Raw genomic sequence first — 15005 nt, 5'->3', positions numbered from 1 at the left:
GGAGCACATCATCATGTCGAGTCCAGCTTCTTCTCTGCCGGGCGCTTCCTCCGCCCCTCGAGCGCCGTCGGTCTGGCGACCGCCCGAGCTCTCGATGCGCTGGTGGCCCGTGTTCCTGCGCAACCTGCTGGTATGGCGCAAGCTCGCGATCCCGAGCCTGATCGGCAACATCGCCGAGCCGCTGATCTGGCTGGTGGCCTTCGGCTACGGCATGGGCGCGCTGGTCGGCCAGGTCGAGGTGGGCGGCAGCAGCGTGCCTTACATCCTGTTCCTCGCGAGCGGCTCGATCTGCATGAGCTCGATGAACGCGGCCTCCTTCGAGGCGCTGTACTCGGCCTTCTCGCGCATGCACGTGCAGAAGACCTGGGACGGCATCATGAACGCGCCGGTGGGGCTCGACGACGTGGTGCTGGCCGAAATGCTGTGGGCCGGCTTCAAGGCCATCTTCACGACCACCGCGATCCTGTTCGTGATGCTGGGGCTCGGCATCAGCCACAGCCCCAGGCTCCTCGTCGCCTGGTTCGTGCTGGCCGGCGTGGGGGTCACCTTCTCGTGCATCGCGCTGATCTTCAATGCGCTGGCGAAGGGCTACGACTTCTTCACCTACTACTTCACGCTCTTCATGACGCCGATGATGTTTCTCTCGGGCGTTTTCTTTCCGCTGGAGCAGTTGCCGGGGGCGGTGCGCGCAGTGGCTGGCTGGCTGCCACTCGCCAGCGCGGTGGAGCTGGTGCGACCGCTGTTCATGGATCAATGGCCCGTGGATTGGTGGCGGCATGCGGTGGTGCTTGTGGCCTACACCGTGGTGTCGTTCTGGGTGGCACTGGCCTTGACGCGCAAGAGGTTCAGGGCCTGATCCTGCCCCGGCGACCAAGAAAAGGAGACAACACATGCCCCGAATCCTCGACGCAGCGCTGCTCGCCTCGCTACTCATCCTCGGCGCCTGCACCACCACCGCCCCGCCCACCCGCCCCACGGGCTGGGCTCCACCCGAAGCGCTGGTCGCCCCCTCCTCCTTCAGCGGCGTCCACGGCCTGGCCGTCGACCGCCAGGGCCGCTTGCTCGCTGGCTCGGTGGTCAGCAATACGATGTGGGAAGTCGACCGCAACAGCGGCGCCACGCGGGTACTGATCGAGGGCCTCGAAGGCCAGGCCGACGACATCGCGGTCGGGCCCAAGGGGGAGCTCGCGTGGACCAACTACCTGATGGGCATGGTCCGCTACCGCGAGAACGACAGCGCTCCGATGCGCGTGCTCGCCAAGGACCTGCCCGGCATCAACTCGCTCGACTTCGACCGCCGCAACGGCAAGCTCTACGCCTCGCAGGTGTTCCTCGGCGACGCCCTGTGGGAGATCGACATCGCGGGCCAGAAGCCGCCGCGCCTGATCAAGAAGGACATGGGCGGCTTCAACGGCTTCGAGGTCGGGCCGGACGGCATGCTCTACGGCCCGCTGTGGTTCAAGGGCCAGGTCGCGAAGATCGATCCGGCCGACGGCAGGCTCACGGTGATCGCCGAGGGCTTCAAGATCCCGGCGGCCGCCAACCTCGACGGCAAGGGCAATCTGTGGGTGGTCGATACGAGGAGCGGCGAACTGGTGCGCGTCGATCTCGCGACCGGCCGCAAGACGGTCGCCAAGCAGCTCAAGCCCTCGCTCGACAACCTCGCCATTGCGCCCGACGGGACGATCTACGTCTCGAACATGGCCGACAACTCGGTCGAGGCCTTCAGCCCGGCGACCGGCGAGGTGCGCATGCTGACCAGCGGCAAGCTCGCGGTGCCGGCCGGCCTGAAGATCGACGGCAACGACTTGTGGGTGGCCGACATCTTCGGCTTCCGCCAGGTCGACGCGAAGACGGGCGCGGTGCGCGACATCTTCCGCATGCAGCGCGATCCGGAGCTCGAATACCCGTTCGGCGTGGGCCTGTCGGCCACCCACTTCGCGCTGTCGTCGTGGTTCACCGGCTCGGTGCAGCTGGTCGATCGCAAAACCTTCAAGACCACTGCGATGCTGCATGGCCTCAAGGCGCCGGTGGATGCGATCCCGATGCCCGACGGCAGCCTGGTCTATGCCGAGATCGCGACCGGCAGCGTGACGCGCGCGAGCGGCCCCAAGTTCGAGACCCGGCAGGTGCTGGCCAGCGGGCTCGGCGGGCCGGTGCAGATGATCCTCGGGCGCGACGGCGCGCTCTACGTCACCGAAGCCGCGGGCAAGCTGACGCGCATTCCGCTCGACGCCAGCGCGCCGCTGCGTGCCATCGCCGACGGGTTGGCGCTGCCCGAAGGCCTGGCACAAACGCCCTGGGGCAGCTTCATCGTGGCCGAGAGTGCGGCGCGGCGGCTGGTGGAAATCGATCCCGCGAACGGCACGCGCCGCACCGTGGCCCAGAACCTGCCGATCGGCCTGGTCGGCGGGCCCGGCATGCCGCCGCCGTACGTGCCGACCGGGGTGGCGGTGGGCAGCGACGGCACCATCTACATGACGGCCGACCGCAACAACGCGCTCTACCGGATCCGGGCGCAGCGCTAGAGCGGGCGGCCTTCACCGCCGCTGCAGTAGGCGGACAGCGCTTTCACCAGGTGGCCGAAGGTCGTGCGCACGCGCCGCACGCGCCGCAGGTCCTCGTGCATCGTGACCCAGGTTTCGAGATCGTGGGTGAACAGCTCGGGAAGCACCGGCACCAGCGCCGGGTCGCGCCTCGCCAGCGCCTTCTGGCAGATGCCGATGCCGAGTCCGGCCCGGATGGCGCCCAGTTGTGCCAGCTGGTTGTCGGCGCGGCAGCTGAACATCGCGCGGCGCAGATCCAGGCCCCGGGCTTGCAACGCGCGCAGGACACCGGTGTCGCGGTCGGGCCCGATCAGCGCGAAGCGGCCGAGCTCTTCGAGGGCGCGCGGCGTGCCGTGCTTCTCCAGATAGGCGGCCTTGGCAAAGAGGCCGAGCTGCACCGCGCCCACGTGCGTGGCGACGACCGCCGCCTGCGTGGGCCGCACCATACGCACCGCGATGTCCGCCTCGTGCCGCAGCAGATCTTCGGTGCGGTTGGTCAGGCTGAGTTCGAACACCAGCCCCGGCTGCGCCTCCTGCAGCTCGGCCAGCACCGCGGGCAGCACCTCGGCGCCCATCACATCGCTCGCGGTGATGCGCACCGTGCCGAAGGCAGCATCGGTGTCGGCCGAGGCCGCTCGCGCGAAGGCATCCGCGGCGGCCGCCATGGTTTCGGCATGGGCGCCGAGTTCGCGTGCGGCTTCGGTCGGCGAAAGACCGCTGGGCGAGCGCGTGAACAGCGCGACCCCGAGGGAGCGCTCCAACGCATCGAGCCGCCGCCGCACTGTCGGTTGAACGACGTTGAGCGCTCTTGCCGCCGCGGAGAGGCTTCCTTCGCGCAGTACGGCGAGGAAGGCGCGCTGATTTTCCCAGTCGAGATGACTTGTGCTCATCCATTTGATACTAGCCGATAGCACTGCTATGACAATTGTGTTTAGCGCGAGCCGCCTCAAGAATCGAGTCCTCGACATGAAAGGAACAGCGAAATGGAACAAGGTACGGCATTGGTGCTCGGTGCGACGGGCGGTATCGGCGGCGAAACGGTGGCGGCCTTGCTGCGGCGCGGCTGGCAGGTGCGGGCGCTGGCCCGCGACCCGGTCCAGGCTGCGGCGCAATGGCCGGCCGGCCTGGCACAGCCGGAATGGGTGGCAGGCGATGCGCTCGACGCCTCGAGCGTGGTGGCGGCGGCGCGCGGCGCGGCGCTGATCGTCCACGCGGTCAATCCGCCCGGCTACCGCAACTGGGAGACGCTGGTGCTGCCGATGCTGGAGAGCACGATCCGGGCGGCCGAGGCTTCAGGCGCCCGCATCGTGCTGCCGGGCACGGTCTACAACTACGGGCCGGATGCATTCCCCGACATCGCCGAGAGCGCACCACAGCGTGCGCTGACGCGCAAGGGCGCGATCCGCGTGCAGATGGAACAACGGTTGCGCGAGGCAGCGCAGCGTAGTGTGCGCACACTCATCGTTCGCGCCGGCGACTTCTTCGGGCCCAGGGCCCGCAACAACTGGTTCTCCCAGGGGCTGGTGAAGCCCGGCCAGGCGCTCGCGGCGATCAGCGACCCCGGACGACGCGGCGTCGGCCACCAATGGGCCTACCTGCCCGACGTGGCCGAAACCATCGTTCGCCTGGTCGAACGCGAAAGCGCGCTGGCGGTGTTCGATACCTTCCACATGAACGGCCACTGGGACGCGGACGGCACCCAGATGCAGGCCGCCATCCGGCGCGCCAGCGGACGGCCGGAGTTGCCGGTCAAGCGCTTTCCCTGGTGGCTGCTGACGCTGAGCTCGCCCTTAGTGCCGATGTTTCGCGAGCTGCGCGAGATGCGCTACCTGTGGCAGCAGCCGGTGCGCCTGCGCAATGCCCGGCTGCTGTCGGTGCTGGGGACCGAGCCGCATACGCCACTCGACGTTGCGGTAGGGGCCACGCTGGCCGGGCTGGGCTGTTTGCGCGGCACAGCCGTCCACGTTCAAGCGCCGCAAAAAGCGGAAATAAGTCACACGTCGGCATCGATCTGAGTAACAAGCGCTTAATTTACTTACAGAAATGGCTGTTACAGACTGGCGCAGCCCTCGGGCGCCGCGTCGGTCTTCTCATGTAGACCGACCTTTCTTGGTTTTTCTTGAAAGGAAAGTCATGGACCCCCTCATCGGCCAATTGCTGACCCCGAAATACGCCCTCGGGACGGTGGTGCTCTCCTACGTGATTTCGTTCTTCGGCTCCTTGCTGGCCCTGTTGTGCGCGAGAAAGATGGTCCGTGCCGACGGCACGGTGGACTTCGCCATGCTGGCCTCCGGCGCCGTGGCCCTGGGCGGCATCGGCATCTGGTCGATGCACTTCATCGGCATGGTGGCCTACCGCCTGCCCATTCCCATTGCCTACAACGTGCCGCTCACCGTCATTTCGCTGGTGGCTGCAATCGTCATCTCCGGCGTCGCCCTGTACCTGGCGGGCGGCAAACGCTTCAACGCCAAGGGCTGGGTCGCCGGCAGCCTGCTGGCGGCGGTGGGGGTCTGCGTGATGCATTACATGGGCATGTTCGCGATGAGCATGCGCGCGACGATGAGCCTCGACTGGAGCATCGTGGCGGGCTCGTTCGCCATCGCCGTCATCGCCGCCGCCTCGGCGCTGTGGCTGGCCTTCAACCTGACCGAGCTGACGCACCAGGTGGTGGCCGCGGCCGTGATGGGCGTGGCCGTCTGCTCGATGCACTACGTCGGCATGACGGCGGCCAGCATGGTTTGCATCGCGCCCACATCCCCCAGCGCCTTCGCCGTCGGCGGCAGCAACATCGGGCTGGGCGTGTTCGGCATCGCGGGCATCGTGCTGATCTTCATCCTCTGGGTGGTGACGGGCCGCGCGATCGACAACTCGCCACGGGCCACGGCGCACGCATAGCCAGTTGGCGCAAGCGGCGCGCCGCGCGGCGCGCCTAGAGTGGGGCATGCAGTACACCCACGAACACCTCGAGATCCAGAAGACGCTGCGGCGCTTCATCGACGAGGAGATCAACCCGCATGTCGACGCGTGGGAAGCGGCGGAGAGTTTTCCCGCACACGAGGTGTTCAGGAAGCTCGGTGCGCTGGGCCTGCTGGGCCTCAACAAGCCCGAGGAATACGGCGGCGCTGGGCTCGACTACTCCTACGCGATGGCGCTGGCCGAGGCGCTCGGCCATGTGAGCTGCGGCGGCGTGCCGATGGCCATCGGCGTGCAGACCGACATGTGCACGCCGGCGCTCGCACGCTTCGGCAGCGACGCGCTGAGGCGCGAGTTCCTCGCACCCGCGATCGCCGGCGAGACGGTGGGCTGCATCGGCGTCAGCGAACCCGGCGCCGGCAGCGACGTGGCCGGGCTCAAAAGCCATGCGCGCAAGGACGGTGGCGACTACCTGATCACCGGGCAGAAGATGTGGATCACCAACAGCCTGCAGGCCGACTGGATGTGCATGCTCGTCAACACCAGCGACGGACCGGCGCACCGCAACAAGTCATTGGTCATCGTGCCGATGGACAGCCCCGGCATCGAAAAGGCGAAGAAGATCAAGAAGATCGGCATGCACTCGAGCGACACCGGCCTCATCTACTTCGACAACGTGCGCGTGCCGCAGCGCAACCGCATCGGCGAGGAAGGCCAGGGCTTCGTCTACCAGATGCAGCAATTCCAGGAGGAGCGCCTGTGGTGCGCCGCCAGCTCGCTCGAACCGATGGAAGCCTGCATCGCCGACACCATCGAGTGGGCGCAGCAGCGCAAGCTCTTCGGCGGCACGCTTTCAGACCAGCAGTGGGTGCAGTTCAAGCTGGCCGAGCTCCAGACCGAAGTGGAGGCCTTGCGCGCGCTGACCTACCGCGCCTGCGACCTCCATGTGCAGGGCGAAGACGTGACCGCGCTGGCCTCGATGGCCAAACTCAAGTGCGGGCGCCTCACGCGCGAGGTGGCCGACACCTGCCTGCAGTTCTGGGGCGGCATGGGCTTCACCTGGGAGAACCGCGTGTCGCGCCTGTACCGCGACGGCCGGCTGGCCTCGATCGGCGGCGGCGCCGACGAGGTGATGCTGGGCATCCTGGCCAAGACCATGGGGATCGCAAAGCGGCCACCGCAGTCATGATGCGGATGCCTTGGCCGCCCTCAGCTTGTCTTTCTTGCTCGGCCTCTTTCCCTTGACGCCGCCGTTGCTGTCCGGCGCTCTTGCAGGCGCTTGGGTTTCCACCGGCTCGAAGCCCGCCACCCGCTCCCGCGGCACGTTCAAGCCCTGGCGCTTCTCGATGAGCCGGAAATGCGCCTCGCTGTCCGCGCTCACGAAGCTCAGCGCCACGCCGCTCTCGCCCGCGCGTCCCGTGCGGCCGATGCGGTGCAGGTAATCGACGGCCGAGCGCGGCAGGTCGTAGTTCACCACCGCCGGCAACTGCACCACGTCGATGCCGCGCGCGGCGAGGTCGGTGGCGACCACCACCTGCACCCTCGAAGCCTTGAAGTCGGTCAGCACCTGCGTGCGCTTGCCCTGGCTCAGCACGCCGTGGAAGGGTTCGGCATCGATGCCGGCCTTGCGCAGCTTGTCGGCCACGATCTCGGCCGCGTGCTTGGTGGCAACGAAGACCAGCACCCGCGCCCAGCCCTCGTGCTGGACCAGGTGGCGCAGCAGCTGCGTGCGCCGTCCGGCATCGACCTCGATCGCGCGCTGCAGAATGGCGGGCGCTTCGGCCGGTTCGGCCTGCACCTCGACGCGCACCGGCTCGCGCAACAGCCCCTCGGCCAGCGAACGCACCGCCTGCGCGAAGGTGGCCGAGAACAGCAGGTTCTGGCGCTCTGCCGGCAAGAGCGCGAGGATGCGCGCGAGCTCGTCGGCAAAACCGAGGTCCAACAGCCGGTCGGCCTCATCGAGCACCAGCATCGACACCGAGGAGAGCTTCAGCGCGCGATGGTCGACCAGGTCCAGCAGCCGGCCCGGCGTGGCGACCATGACATCGGCGCCGCCGCGCAGCGCCATCATTTGCGGGTTGATGGAGACACCGCCGAATGCCACGGCAATCCTGATCGGCGCCGACAGATGCCGCGCAAGGCCGCGCATCGATTCGCCAACCTGCGCCGCAAGTTCGCGCGTCGGCACCAGGATGAGCGCGCGCAGCCGGCGCAGCGCGGCCGGGCGCTCGCTCGCGAGCCGCTGCAGCAGCGGCAGCGAGAAGGCGGCGGTCTTGCCGGAACCGGTCTGGGCCGCGCCCAGGATGTCGCGGCCCTGCAGGATCGGCGGAATGGCCGCGGCCTGGATCGCGGTGGGCACCGCATAGCCCTTGTCGGCCGCGGCGCGCGCCATGGCAGGATCGAGGCCCAGAGAGCTGAATGGCATGAATGAGGAAGTTGGAGAGAGTGAAGGAGCATAGCCAGCATGAAGCCCGATGACCTCGTACGCTTGGTCACGCTCGAAATGCCCTTCGGCAAGCACAAGGGCTGCGTAATCGCCGACCTGCCGGGCAACTACCTCCAGTGGTTCGCGCGCGAGGGCTTTCCCAAGGGCGAGATCGGCCGCCTGCTGGCGCTGATGCACGAGATCGACCACAACGGGCTGAAGGGCCTGCTGGATCCGCTGCGCAGGCCGCGTTAACCCTTAAAAAAGCATTTCTGACAAATTCGGAATAGTGAACGACAATACCGGGACGTCCTGGCATTTTTTCTGCCAAAGACGTGATCCGGTGATCGGTCAGTTTCGCGCCACAGCGCTGCTTTAGTTTGTTGTGATACAGGGACTCCATCGCTTTGTTTTGTTGGTTTGAATTAGGAGTCCTTCTATGGGCAAGAAACTTTACGTAGGCAACCTCGCTTACTCCGTGCGCGACGACACACTCGAACAGGCTTTCGGCCAGTACGGCTCGGTCGCCAGTGCCAAGGTCATGATGGAACGCGACAGCGGTCGCTCCAAGGGCTTCGGCTTCGTCGAAATGAGCAGCGACGCGGAAGCGCTCGCAGCCATCGAAGGCCTGAACGGCCAATCGCTCGAAGGCCGCAGCCTGACCGTCAATGAAGCCCGTCCGATGGAGCCCCGTTCGCCCGGCGGCTTCGGCGGCGGCGGTGGCCGCAGCGGCGGCGGTGGTTACGGCGGCGGCGGTGGTGGCGGTTACGGCGGCGGCGGTGGCAACCGCAGCGGCGGTGGCGGCTATGGCGGCGGCGGCGGTGGCCGCGGCGGCTACTAAGCACACAGCTCACGCTTCACAGCGTCGATGAAAAGGCTCCTTCGGGAGCCTTTTTCGTTGCGGCCGCGACAGGGAGAGAAGGGCCGATACGTGGAAGTCCGTACAGTACTGGTCAGCAAGCAGTCAGGCACGGGCGACGACCCTCGGGTGCACATCAACGAGGGTCGAGACAATGCGCATCAAGAGTCAGGCTGACTTCTATTCGGGAGTCATGTTCACCGCGGTGGGAGGGGCCTTCGCCATCGGCGCCACCACCTACAACATCGGCGACGGGGCCCGCATGGGGCCCGGCTACTTCCCCCTCATGCTGGGAATCCTGCTGGCGATCCTGGGCGCCGCGATCATATTCCAGGCGCTGGTGGTCGAGACCAACGACGGCGACAAGATCGGCAAGTGGGCCTGGAAGCCGCTTGCCTTCGTGCTCGGCGCCAACCTCGCCTTCGGCGTGCTGCTGGGCGGCCTGCCCAGCATCGGGCTGCCGGCGATGGGAATGATCCTCGCAATCTACGCGCTGACCATCATCTCCAGCCTGGCCGGCGCGCATTTCAAGCTGCGCGACGTGCTGATTCTTTCGACCATCCTGGCGGCCGGCAGCTACGTGGCCTTCATCTGGGCGCTCAAGCTGCAGATCCAGGTCTGGCCCACTTTCATTTCGGGCTGAGGACCGGCGCACCATGGATCTAATTCACAACCTGGCGACCGGCTTCGGCGTCGCCTTCACGTTCACCAACCTGCTGTACTGCCTGGTGGGTTGCATCCTGGGCACGCTGATCGGCGTGCTCCCCGGCATCGGCCCGGTCGCCACCATCGCGATGCTGCTGCCGGCGACCTACGCGCTGCCGCCGGTGTCGGCGCTGATCATGCTGGCCGGTATCTACTACGGGGCGCAGTACGGCGGCTCCACCACCGCGATCCTGGTCAACCTGCCGGGAGAGTCCTCGTCAGTCGTGACCTGCATCGACGGCTACCAGATGGCGCGGCAGGGCCGTGCCGGTCCGGCGCTGGCGGCCGCGGGCCTGGGCTCCTTCTTCGCGGGCTGCGTCGGCACGCTGATCCTTGCCGCCTTCGCGCCACCCTTGACCGAGCTGGCCTTCAAGTTCGGCCCGGCCGAGTACTTCTCGCTGATGATCCTGGGCCTGATCGGCGCCGTGGTGCTGGCCTCGGGCTCACTGCTCAAGGCGGTCGCGATGATCGTGCTGGGCCTCCTGCTCGGCATCGTCGGCACCGACGTCAATTCGGGCGTGGCGCGCTACAGCTTCGACATCCCCGAACTAACCGACGGCATCGGCTTCGTGGTGATCGCCATGGGCGTGTTCGGCTACGGCGAGATCATCGGCAACCTCTCGCAGCCCGACGACGAACGCGAAGTGTTCACCTCCAAGGTCAAGGGCCTGTGGCCGACCAAGGAGGACTTCAAGAACATGGCGCCCGCTGTGCTGCGCGGCACCACGCTGGGCTCGGCGCTGGGCATCCTGCCGGGCGGCGGCGCGCTGCTGGCGGCCTTCGCGGCCTATGCGCTCGAGAAGAAGATCAAGATGCGCCCCGGCGAAATTGCCTTCGGCAAGGGCAACATCCGCGGCGTGGCCTCGCCCGAATCGGCCAACAACGCCGGCGCGCAGACCTCCTTCATCCCGCTGCTCACGCTCGGCATCCCGCCCAATGCGGTGATGGCGCTGATGGTCGGCGCGATGACCATCCACAACATCCAGCCCGGCCCGCAGGTGATGACCAGCAACCCCGAACTGTTCTGGGGCCTGATCGCCTCGATGTGGATCGGCAACGCGATGCTCATCATCCTGAACCTGCCATTGATCGGGATGTGGATCAAGCTCTTGACCGTGCCCTACAAGTTCCTGTTCCCGGCCATCGTGCTGTTCTGCGCGATTGGCGTGTACTCGACCAACAACAACACCTTCGATGTCTGGATGGTCGCGATCTTCGGCTTCGTCGGCTATCTCTTCCTCAAGCTGCGCACCGAGCCGGCCCCGCTGCTCTTGGGCTTCATCCTCGGGCCGATGATGGAAGAGAACCTGCGCCGCGCGCTGCTGCTGTCACGCGGAACCTGGAGCGTGTTCGTCACGCGGCCGTTGTCGGCCGGGTTGCTGGTGGCGGCGCTGGCGCTGCTGGGCATCGTGCTGCTGCCCTCGATCAAGGCGAAGCGGCAAGAGGCTTTCGTCGAGGACTGAGCAGTCCCAGCAGTTGCAAGGCCCGCCGATGCGTTGGCGAGTGCGGGTCCGCCAGCTCGTTGAGCACGTCCATGTGGTTGCGCTGCGGAACGCGTTCTGCAGCGATGACGACGCGCGGACCCCAAGCCTGCGAGATCAGCGCCGCCTGCCGCAGAAACTCCTCGCTCTCGTCGCCGCCGACCACCGTCACCAGCGATCCGCGCGACGGCGGTGGCATCGCGGCCGGGCTCAGGCGCTGCGCCGGTGCTGCGCTCAGGCATAGGTCTGGAGCCAGGAAGGGCGCGTGCCGCAGCGGTTCGAGCTCGTACAGCCCCGAGATGGCCAGCGCCGACTTCACCAGGTCCGCAGGCAGGTCGGGCGCCACGGCGCGCCAGTCGCAGGCCAGCAGCATCGTTGCCAGGTGTCCGCCCGCGGAGTGGCCGGCCACCACGATGCGCTCGGGATCGCCGCCGTGTTCCGCCGCATGCCGATAGACCCAGACCAGTGCCTGCACGAGCTGCAGCAGGATGTGCTCGATGCTGACCGCCGGGCACAGCGCATAGTTCGCCAGCACCACCATCGCCCCGGCATCGACGAAGGGCGGGGCCACGAAGCTCTGGTCGCGCTTGTCCAGAGCACGCCAATAGCCGCCGTGGATGTACACCAGCACCGGCGCACCGGGACAAGGCGCCGCCGATCGAACGCTATTCACTGAACGCCGCGGCAGAGGCGCACGCGCGGCTCGAATCGCGCGCCACCATCGGCGCGCTGGTGTTGCTGCCATGAACAAGGAGAGAGCGAAATGATCGTCGGGAGAATCACTTCACCGTCACGGCCGAGGACGAGAAGAAGACCCTGGATTTCTACACGGGCCTGCTCGGGCTCACCATCGGCCATCGACCGGACCTCGGCTTTCCCGGCGCATGGCTCTACGGCGAGGGGCCGCAGGCGGTGCTGCACCTTTACTTCGAGCGGCCGGTGCCGGCGCAGCGCACCGGCGTCATCGACCACATGGCTTTCACCGCACGCGACCTGCGTGCCGTGAAAGCCCGCTTCGACCAGAGCGGCACGAAGTACGAGCTGCGGCAGCAGGCGGGTGCGGGCACCTGGCAGCTGTTCTGCCACGACCCCAACGGAGCGAAGGTCGAACTCGACTTCGACGCCTCCGAGAAGCCGTAGCGGCAATCGCGTTTTGGCAAGGCTTGTCAATGAGACTAAAGTCGAGTCTTCCCAAATCTCGGAACCAAGGTCAATGACTCAAAGCTACAAGCAGATCCAAAAGCAAATCGAGACTCTCCAGCGCCAAGCTGAGAAGTTGCGCAAGCAGGAGGTCGATGGAGTAGTTGCGCGCATCAAGGTGGCCATCGCCCACTACGGGCTCACTCCAGAGCAGTTGGGCTTCGGAGCGACTGCCGGCAGTGTGAAGGCGAAAGTAGGAAAGACTGCCCCAACTCGGTCAACGAAGTACAGCGACGGTCAAGGCAATTCCTGGTCAGGCATTGGGAAACGCCCGTACTGGCTGCGCGACGCTCTCAATGCCGGCAGGGCGCTTGAAGAGTTCGCCACCGCGGCTTCGTCGTCGGGCACGTCGAGCGCAAAAAAGCTCAATAAGTCCAAGAAGCGGAAGTCCAAGGTTGTGTATCGAGATGAGGCTGGACACACATGGTCGGGAATGGGCCCACGGCCGCGCTGGTTGAAAGAGGCGCTGGATGCGGGAAAGACACTCGATGAGATGACTGCCTGAGACACGGCTGACGCGCCGCACCGGGTGTCTGCAATGCAGGTTCTGAGGAGTTTCAATGGCAGTGTTCGTAGCGACCGACCCTGAGGGCTATGAAGCATATGTCGGTCGAGGAAGCCAACGCCTTGCACCGTCCGTTGTTCGATTCGCAGGTGTTTCGGCAAACGAGGCCGTCCTTGACGTGGGTTGCGGCACAGGCCATCTGACGCGTGCCATATCGCTCGCCGGGGCGCGCGCAACCGGGGTCGATCTGTCTCCCTCTTACGTTGAATTTGCACAGCGTGTGACCGCAAGGCAGGACGTGGTCTTCGAAGTCGGCGATGCCCTTAACCTTTCGTACCAGGATGGGGTTTTCGACCGCGCCCTATCCATGCTCGCGCTGGACGTGCTTCCGGACTCCGCCCAGGGCCTGCGCGAGATGAAGCGGGTCACGCGCAAGGGCGGCATGGTCACTGTGGTCGTCAACAATTTCCGCTGCGGCTGGACGCCATTCAGCCTGGTTTGGGACGCCGCTGCCGTCCTCGATGCAGACGGCGCTGCAATGCGCGACGAAATGGTCTCGAAGGCGCTCGGTTGGCCCGGAGGACTCGCGGACTTGTTCGAAGCTGCGAGCTTCACCGCCGTCGTGGAAGACCAACTTGCCGCCCTATTCGAGTACCAGTCGTTTGATGACTACTGGTCTACGTTCCTCACCGGGCAAGGAAAGACGGGCAACTACGTGACGCAGCTTGCAATGTCGAAACGCGACGAACTGAAGCATCGTGTCCGAGCAGCGTATCTCTGCGGCTTGCCTGACGGACCACGCGCCCTGACAACGTCGTTTTGGGCTGTACGCGGAGTTGTCTAGGGCGCGTTGCAGCAAGAGCAATGTCTGTTTAGGGCCAGAAGCTCGCCGGCCGCGACCGGCGACAGTCGGCCAACAGATGCTATGTGGACTACCCGAGTCATCCCCGTTTAGTTAGAGTCAAGGCGCAGGCGCCCCTAACTCGCAATCAGGACGCGAACAAGAATGACGAGGAACCCCACAGCAACGAGCGCGGTGACTGCCGCCGTCACGGGGTTGGGCGATCCGTCGTCCGCGTTTTGTCGTGTCGACGTGGCGTAGGCGTGAGGTGTTGACGCGGCCATGTCAAAAGCGGTGCTGAACGGGCTATAGAGCGCGCCGCCATAGCTTGCCAAGCCAGACTCGTCGACCTGGACTTCGACGCCGGCTGATTGTTCGATCCGATCGGCTTCAGTGGAGGAAGGCCGTCGAGCTTCGGCTGCGAACAGCGGTGCACCCGCGGTTGCCGACAGGGCTGCCAGGCAAATACCTGCAAGCGCTAGGCGCGCTCCACGTTGTCCATGCACCACGACGATGTCCTTGGTGTTGGCCGAGATGGCCGTTATTACTTGCTGCCGGTTGCCTGGTGCGCTTGATGAGTGTCGAAGATCAGGACGTTGGCTCGATCGCATCCGGGCACGGCGAAACCACAACGGGGAAGGGCCCCGAGCTTGCCCAGGGTCCCTTGCGACGCGGACTCTTGCTTAGTTGGGACAAGAGCCTGGGATGCTGAAGAAGTTTCTGGAGAAGGTGCCAGTTGGCACAATCGAGACGCCGTTGGTCAAGTCAGTGAGCAGCACGTCTGTGTATCTGACGCATGCGATGATGAGATCTTGACCGGATGGGCAGGCAAAGTTGCCCTCGTCCGGAGGGCCGGCTTCCAGGCTCCCCCTGACTCGGCCGTTCTTGGTGGCCGGGAATGTGCCGTCAGCCCGAACGGCTCCCGTGACGGTGGTCTTGTTGCTGGCGCTCGGATTCTTTCCCCCGTGGTTGATGCACGCGTACACCGCCGTGCCCTGAGCTGTAAGGCTTTCAAGCACTGTTGCATTCCCCACTCCGGCTTCATCAAAACTGACCACTAGGGCCCCATTCGAATTTACGGATGCGTCGGCACTGAAGAAGTGTGCCGCGGCGAGCGCCTGTCCGGCTCCAAACGTCAGCATTGCCGCTATCAGTAGTGTCTTCTTCATATTGAGCCTCCAAGTAAGATTGAAAAATCATCTGTTCTTGGGTGCGTCTCGGTGCTGGCGATGAGGTCAACGTCGCGGCGACCTGAGAACACATGGCATGCTGAACTTAATAATAAAGTTTGACATCGGACAAACGAAATAGGCGCTGGCGGAACTTATCCCCGTTGAAACACGCAACAGATTCCGGACGCAAATTCCTTGCATGCGCAAACTCATTGCCTGCGAGACAGGTATCGTTTCGGTGTACTGCGCTCTATGGGTTCAACAGGAAGCCTTGCAGCTCAATACCCGTTGGCGCCCGGAGCCGGGACGCAGTGCATGTTGGACCTCCTCGGGCCAGTTACACGCGTTGTAGCCGGTT

At 65.6% G+C, this 15005-nt stretch carries 16 protein-coding genes and 1 pseudogene; 12 read left to right on the top strand and 5 right to left on the bottom strand.

Features of this window, described 5'->3' with window-relative positions; translation table 11 throughout:
- The first annotated feature begins 13 nt into the window (after positions 1–13).
- Positions 14–856 carry an ABC transporter permease gene (locus BLS74_RS17620; protein ID WP_093108429.1) on the top strand — a complete coding sequence of 281 codons (843 nt, stop codon included), beginning with the start codon at positions 14–16 and terminating at the stop codon, positions 854–856.
- A gap of 34 nt (positions 857–890) precedes the next feature.
- Positions 891–2528 (top strand): hypothetical protein, encoded by a 1638-nt coding sequence (locus tag BLS74_RS17615; protein WP_093108428.1) that lies wholly within the window; start codon positions 891–893, stop codon positions 2526–2528.
- On the opposite strand, the gene BLS74_RS17610 is transcribed toward BLS74_RS17615, so the two are convergent.
- Positions 2525–3436: a LysR family transcriptional regulator gene (locus BLS74_RS17610; RefSeq protein ID WP_093108427.1), complete on the bottom strand. Its 912-nt coding sequence runs from the start codon at positions 3434–3436 to the stop codon at positions 2525–2527. The two genes, BLS74_RS17615 and BLS74_RS17610, sit on opposite strands and share 4 nt — an antisense overlap.
- A gap of 93 nt (positions 3437–3529) precedes the next feature.
- Here BLS74_RS17610 and BLS74_RS17605 point away from each other — a divergent pair, with 93 nt between their 5' ends.
- From BLS74_RS17605 to BLS74_RS17595, 3 genes are all read left to right on the top strand, one after another.
- Positions 3530–4561, top strand: a complete 1032-nt coding sequence (locus BLS74_RS17605; protein WP_093108426.1) for an NAD(P)H-binding protein — start codon at positions 3530–3532, stop codon at positions 4559–4561.
- Between the two features lie 118 nt (positions 4562–4679).
- Entirely contained in the window at positions 4680–5441 is a 762-nt protein-coding gene (locus BLS74_RS17600; RefSeq protein WP_093108425.1) for an MHYT domain-containing protein, read from the top strand.
- Positions 5442–5487: 46 nt separating this feature from the next.
- The gene (locus tag BLS74_RS17595; RefSeq protein WP_093108424.1) at positions 5488–6648 is read left to right on the top strand and encodes an acyl-CoA dehydrogenase family protein; all 1161 of its coding nucleotides are present in this window, start codon (positions 5488–5490) and stop codon (positions 6646–6648) included.
- On the opposite strand, the gene BLS74_RS17590 is transcribed toward BLS74_RS17595, so the two are convergent.
- Positions 6643–7884 carry a DEAD/DEAH box helicase gene (locus BLS74_RS17590; RefSeq protein WP_093108423.1) on the bottom strand — a complete coding sequence of 414 codons (1242 nt, stop codon included), beginning with the start codon at positions 7882–7884 and terminating at the stop codon, positions 6643–6645. The genes BLS74_RS17595 and BLS74_RS17590 overlap by 6 nt on opposite strands.
- A gap of 39 nt (positions 7885–7923) precedes the next feature.
- Between BLS74_RS17590 and BLS74_RS17585 the strand changes: the two genes are divergently transcribed.
- The 4 genes from BLS74_RS17585 (at position 7924) to BLS74_RS17570 (ending at position 10911) form a co-directional block, all read left to right on the top strand.
- A complete protein-coding gene (locus BLS74_RS17585; RefSeq protein WP_093108422.1) occupies positions 7924–8139 on the top strand; it encodes a DUF3820 family protein in 216 nt (71 codons plus the stop codon).
- A 184-nt stretch (positions 8140–8323) separates the two neighbouring features.
- Complete coding sequence (locus BLS74_RS17580) at positions 8324–8725, top strand: RNA recognition motif domain-containing protein (RefSeq protein WP_093108421.1); 402 nt, start codon at positions 8324–8326, stop codon at positions 8723–8725.
- Positions 8726–8897: 172 nt separating this feature from the next.
- Entirely contained in the window at positions 8898–9386 is a 489-nt protein-coding gene (locus BLS74_RS17575) for a tripartite tricarboxylate transporter TctB family protein (RefSeq protein WP_093108420.1), read from the top strand.
- A 13-nt stretch (positions 9387–9399) separates the two neighbouring features.
- On the top strand, positions 9400–10911 hold the full coding sequence (locus BLS74_RS17570; protein ID WP_093108419.1) for a tripartite tricarboxylate transporter permease: 1512 nt from the start codon (positions 9400–9402) through the stop codon (positions 10909–10911).
- On the opposite strand, the gene BLS74_RS17565 is transcribed toward BLS74_RS17570, so the two are convergent.
- Positions 10874–11602 (bottom strand): alpha/beta hydrolase, encoded by a 729-nt coding sequence (locus BLS74_RS17565; RefSeq protein ID WP_244503910.1) that lies wholly within the window; start codon positions 11600–11602, stop codon positions 10874–10876. The two genes, BLS74_RS17570 and BLS74_RS17565, sit on opposite strands and share 38 nt — an antisense overlap.
- Positions 11603–11718: 116 nt before the next feature.
- Between BLS74_RS17565 and BLS74_RS17560 the strand changes: the two are divergent.
- The 3 genes and pseudogenes from BLS74_RS17560 to BLS74_RS17550 form a co-directional block, all read left to right on the top strand.
- Positions 11719–12069: pseudogene (locus BLS74_RS17560) on the top strand (VOC family protein); the annotation flags it as partial.
- Between the two features lie 73 nt (positions 12070–12142).
- On the top strand, positions 12143–12634 hold the full coding sequence (locus tag BLS74_RS17555) for an H-NS family nucleoid-associated regulatory protein (RefSeq protein ID WP_093108416.1): 492 nt from the start codon (positions 12143–12145) through the stop codon (positions 12632–12634).
- Between the two features lie 55 nt (positions 12635–12689).
- The gene (locus tag BLS74_RS17550) at positions 12690–13478 is read left to right on the top strand and encodes a class I SAM-dependent methyltransferase (RefSeq protein WP_093108415.1); all 789 of its coding nucleotides are present in this window, start codon (positions 12690–12692) and stop codon (positions 13476–13478) included.
- 134 nt (positions 13479–13612) lie between these two features.
- Here the strand turns inward: BLS74_RS17550 and BLS74_RS33895 are convergent, their stop codons facing one another.
- Both BLS74_RS33895 and BLS74_RS17545 read right to left on the bottom strand, forming a co-directional pair.
- A complete protein-coding gene (locus tag BLS74_RS33895) occupies positions 13613–13984 on the bottom strand; it encodes a hypothetical protein (RefSeq protein ID WP_139191706.1) in 372 nt (123 codons plus the stop codon).
- Positions 13985–14158: 174 nt separating this feature from the next.
- Complete coding sequence (locus BLS74_RS17545; RefSeq protein WP_093108414.1) at positions 14159–14644, bottom strand: hypothetical protein; 486 nt, start codon at positions 14642–14644, stop codon at positions 14159–14161.
- Positions 14645–15005 lie beyond the last annotated feature (361 nt).

The sequence above is a fragment of the Variovorax sp. CF079 genome (assembly GCF_900101545.1).
Lineage (GTDB): Bacteria > Pseudomonadota > Gammaproteobacteria > Burkholderiales > Burkholderiaceae_C > Variovorax.
This window is presented reverse-complemented; position numbering and strand designations above follow the sequence as displayed.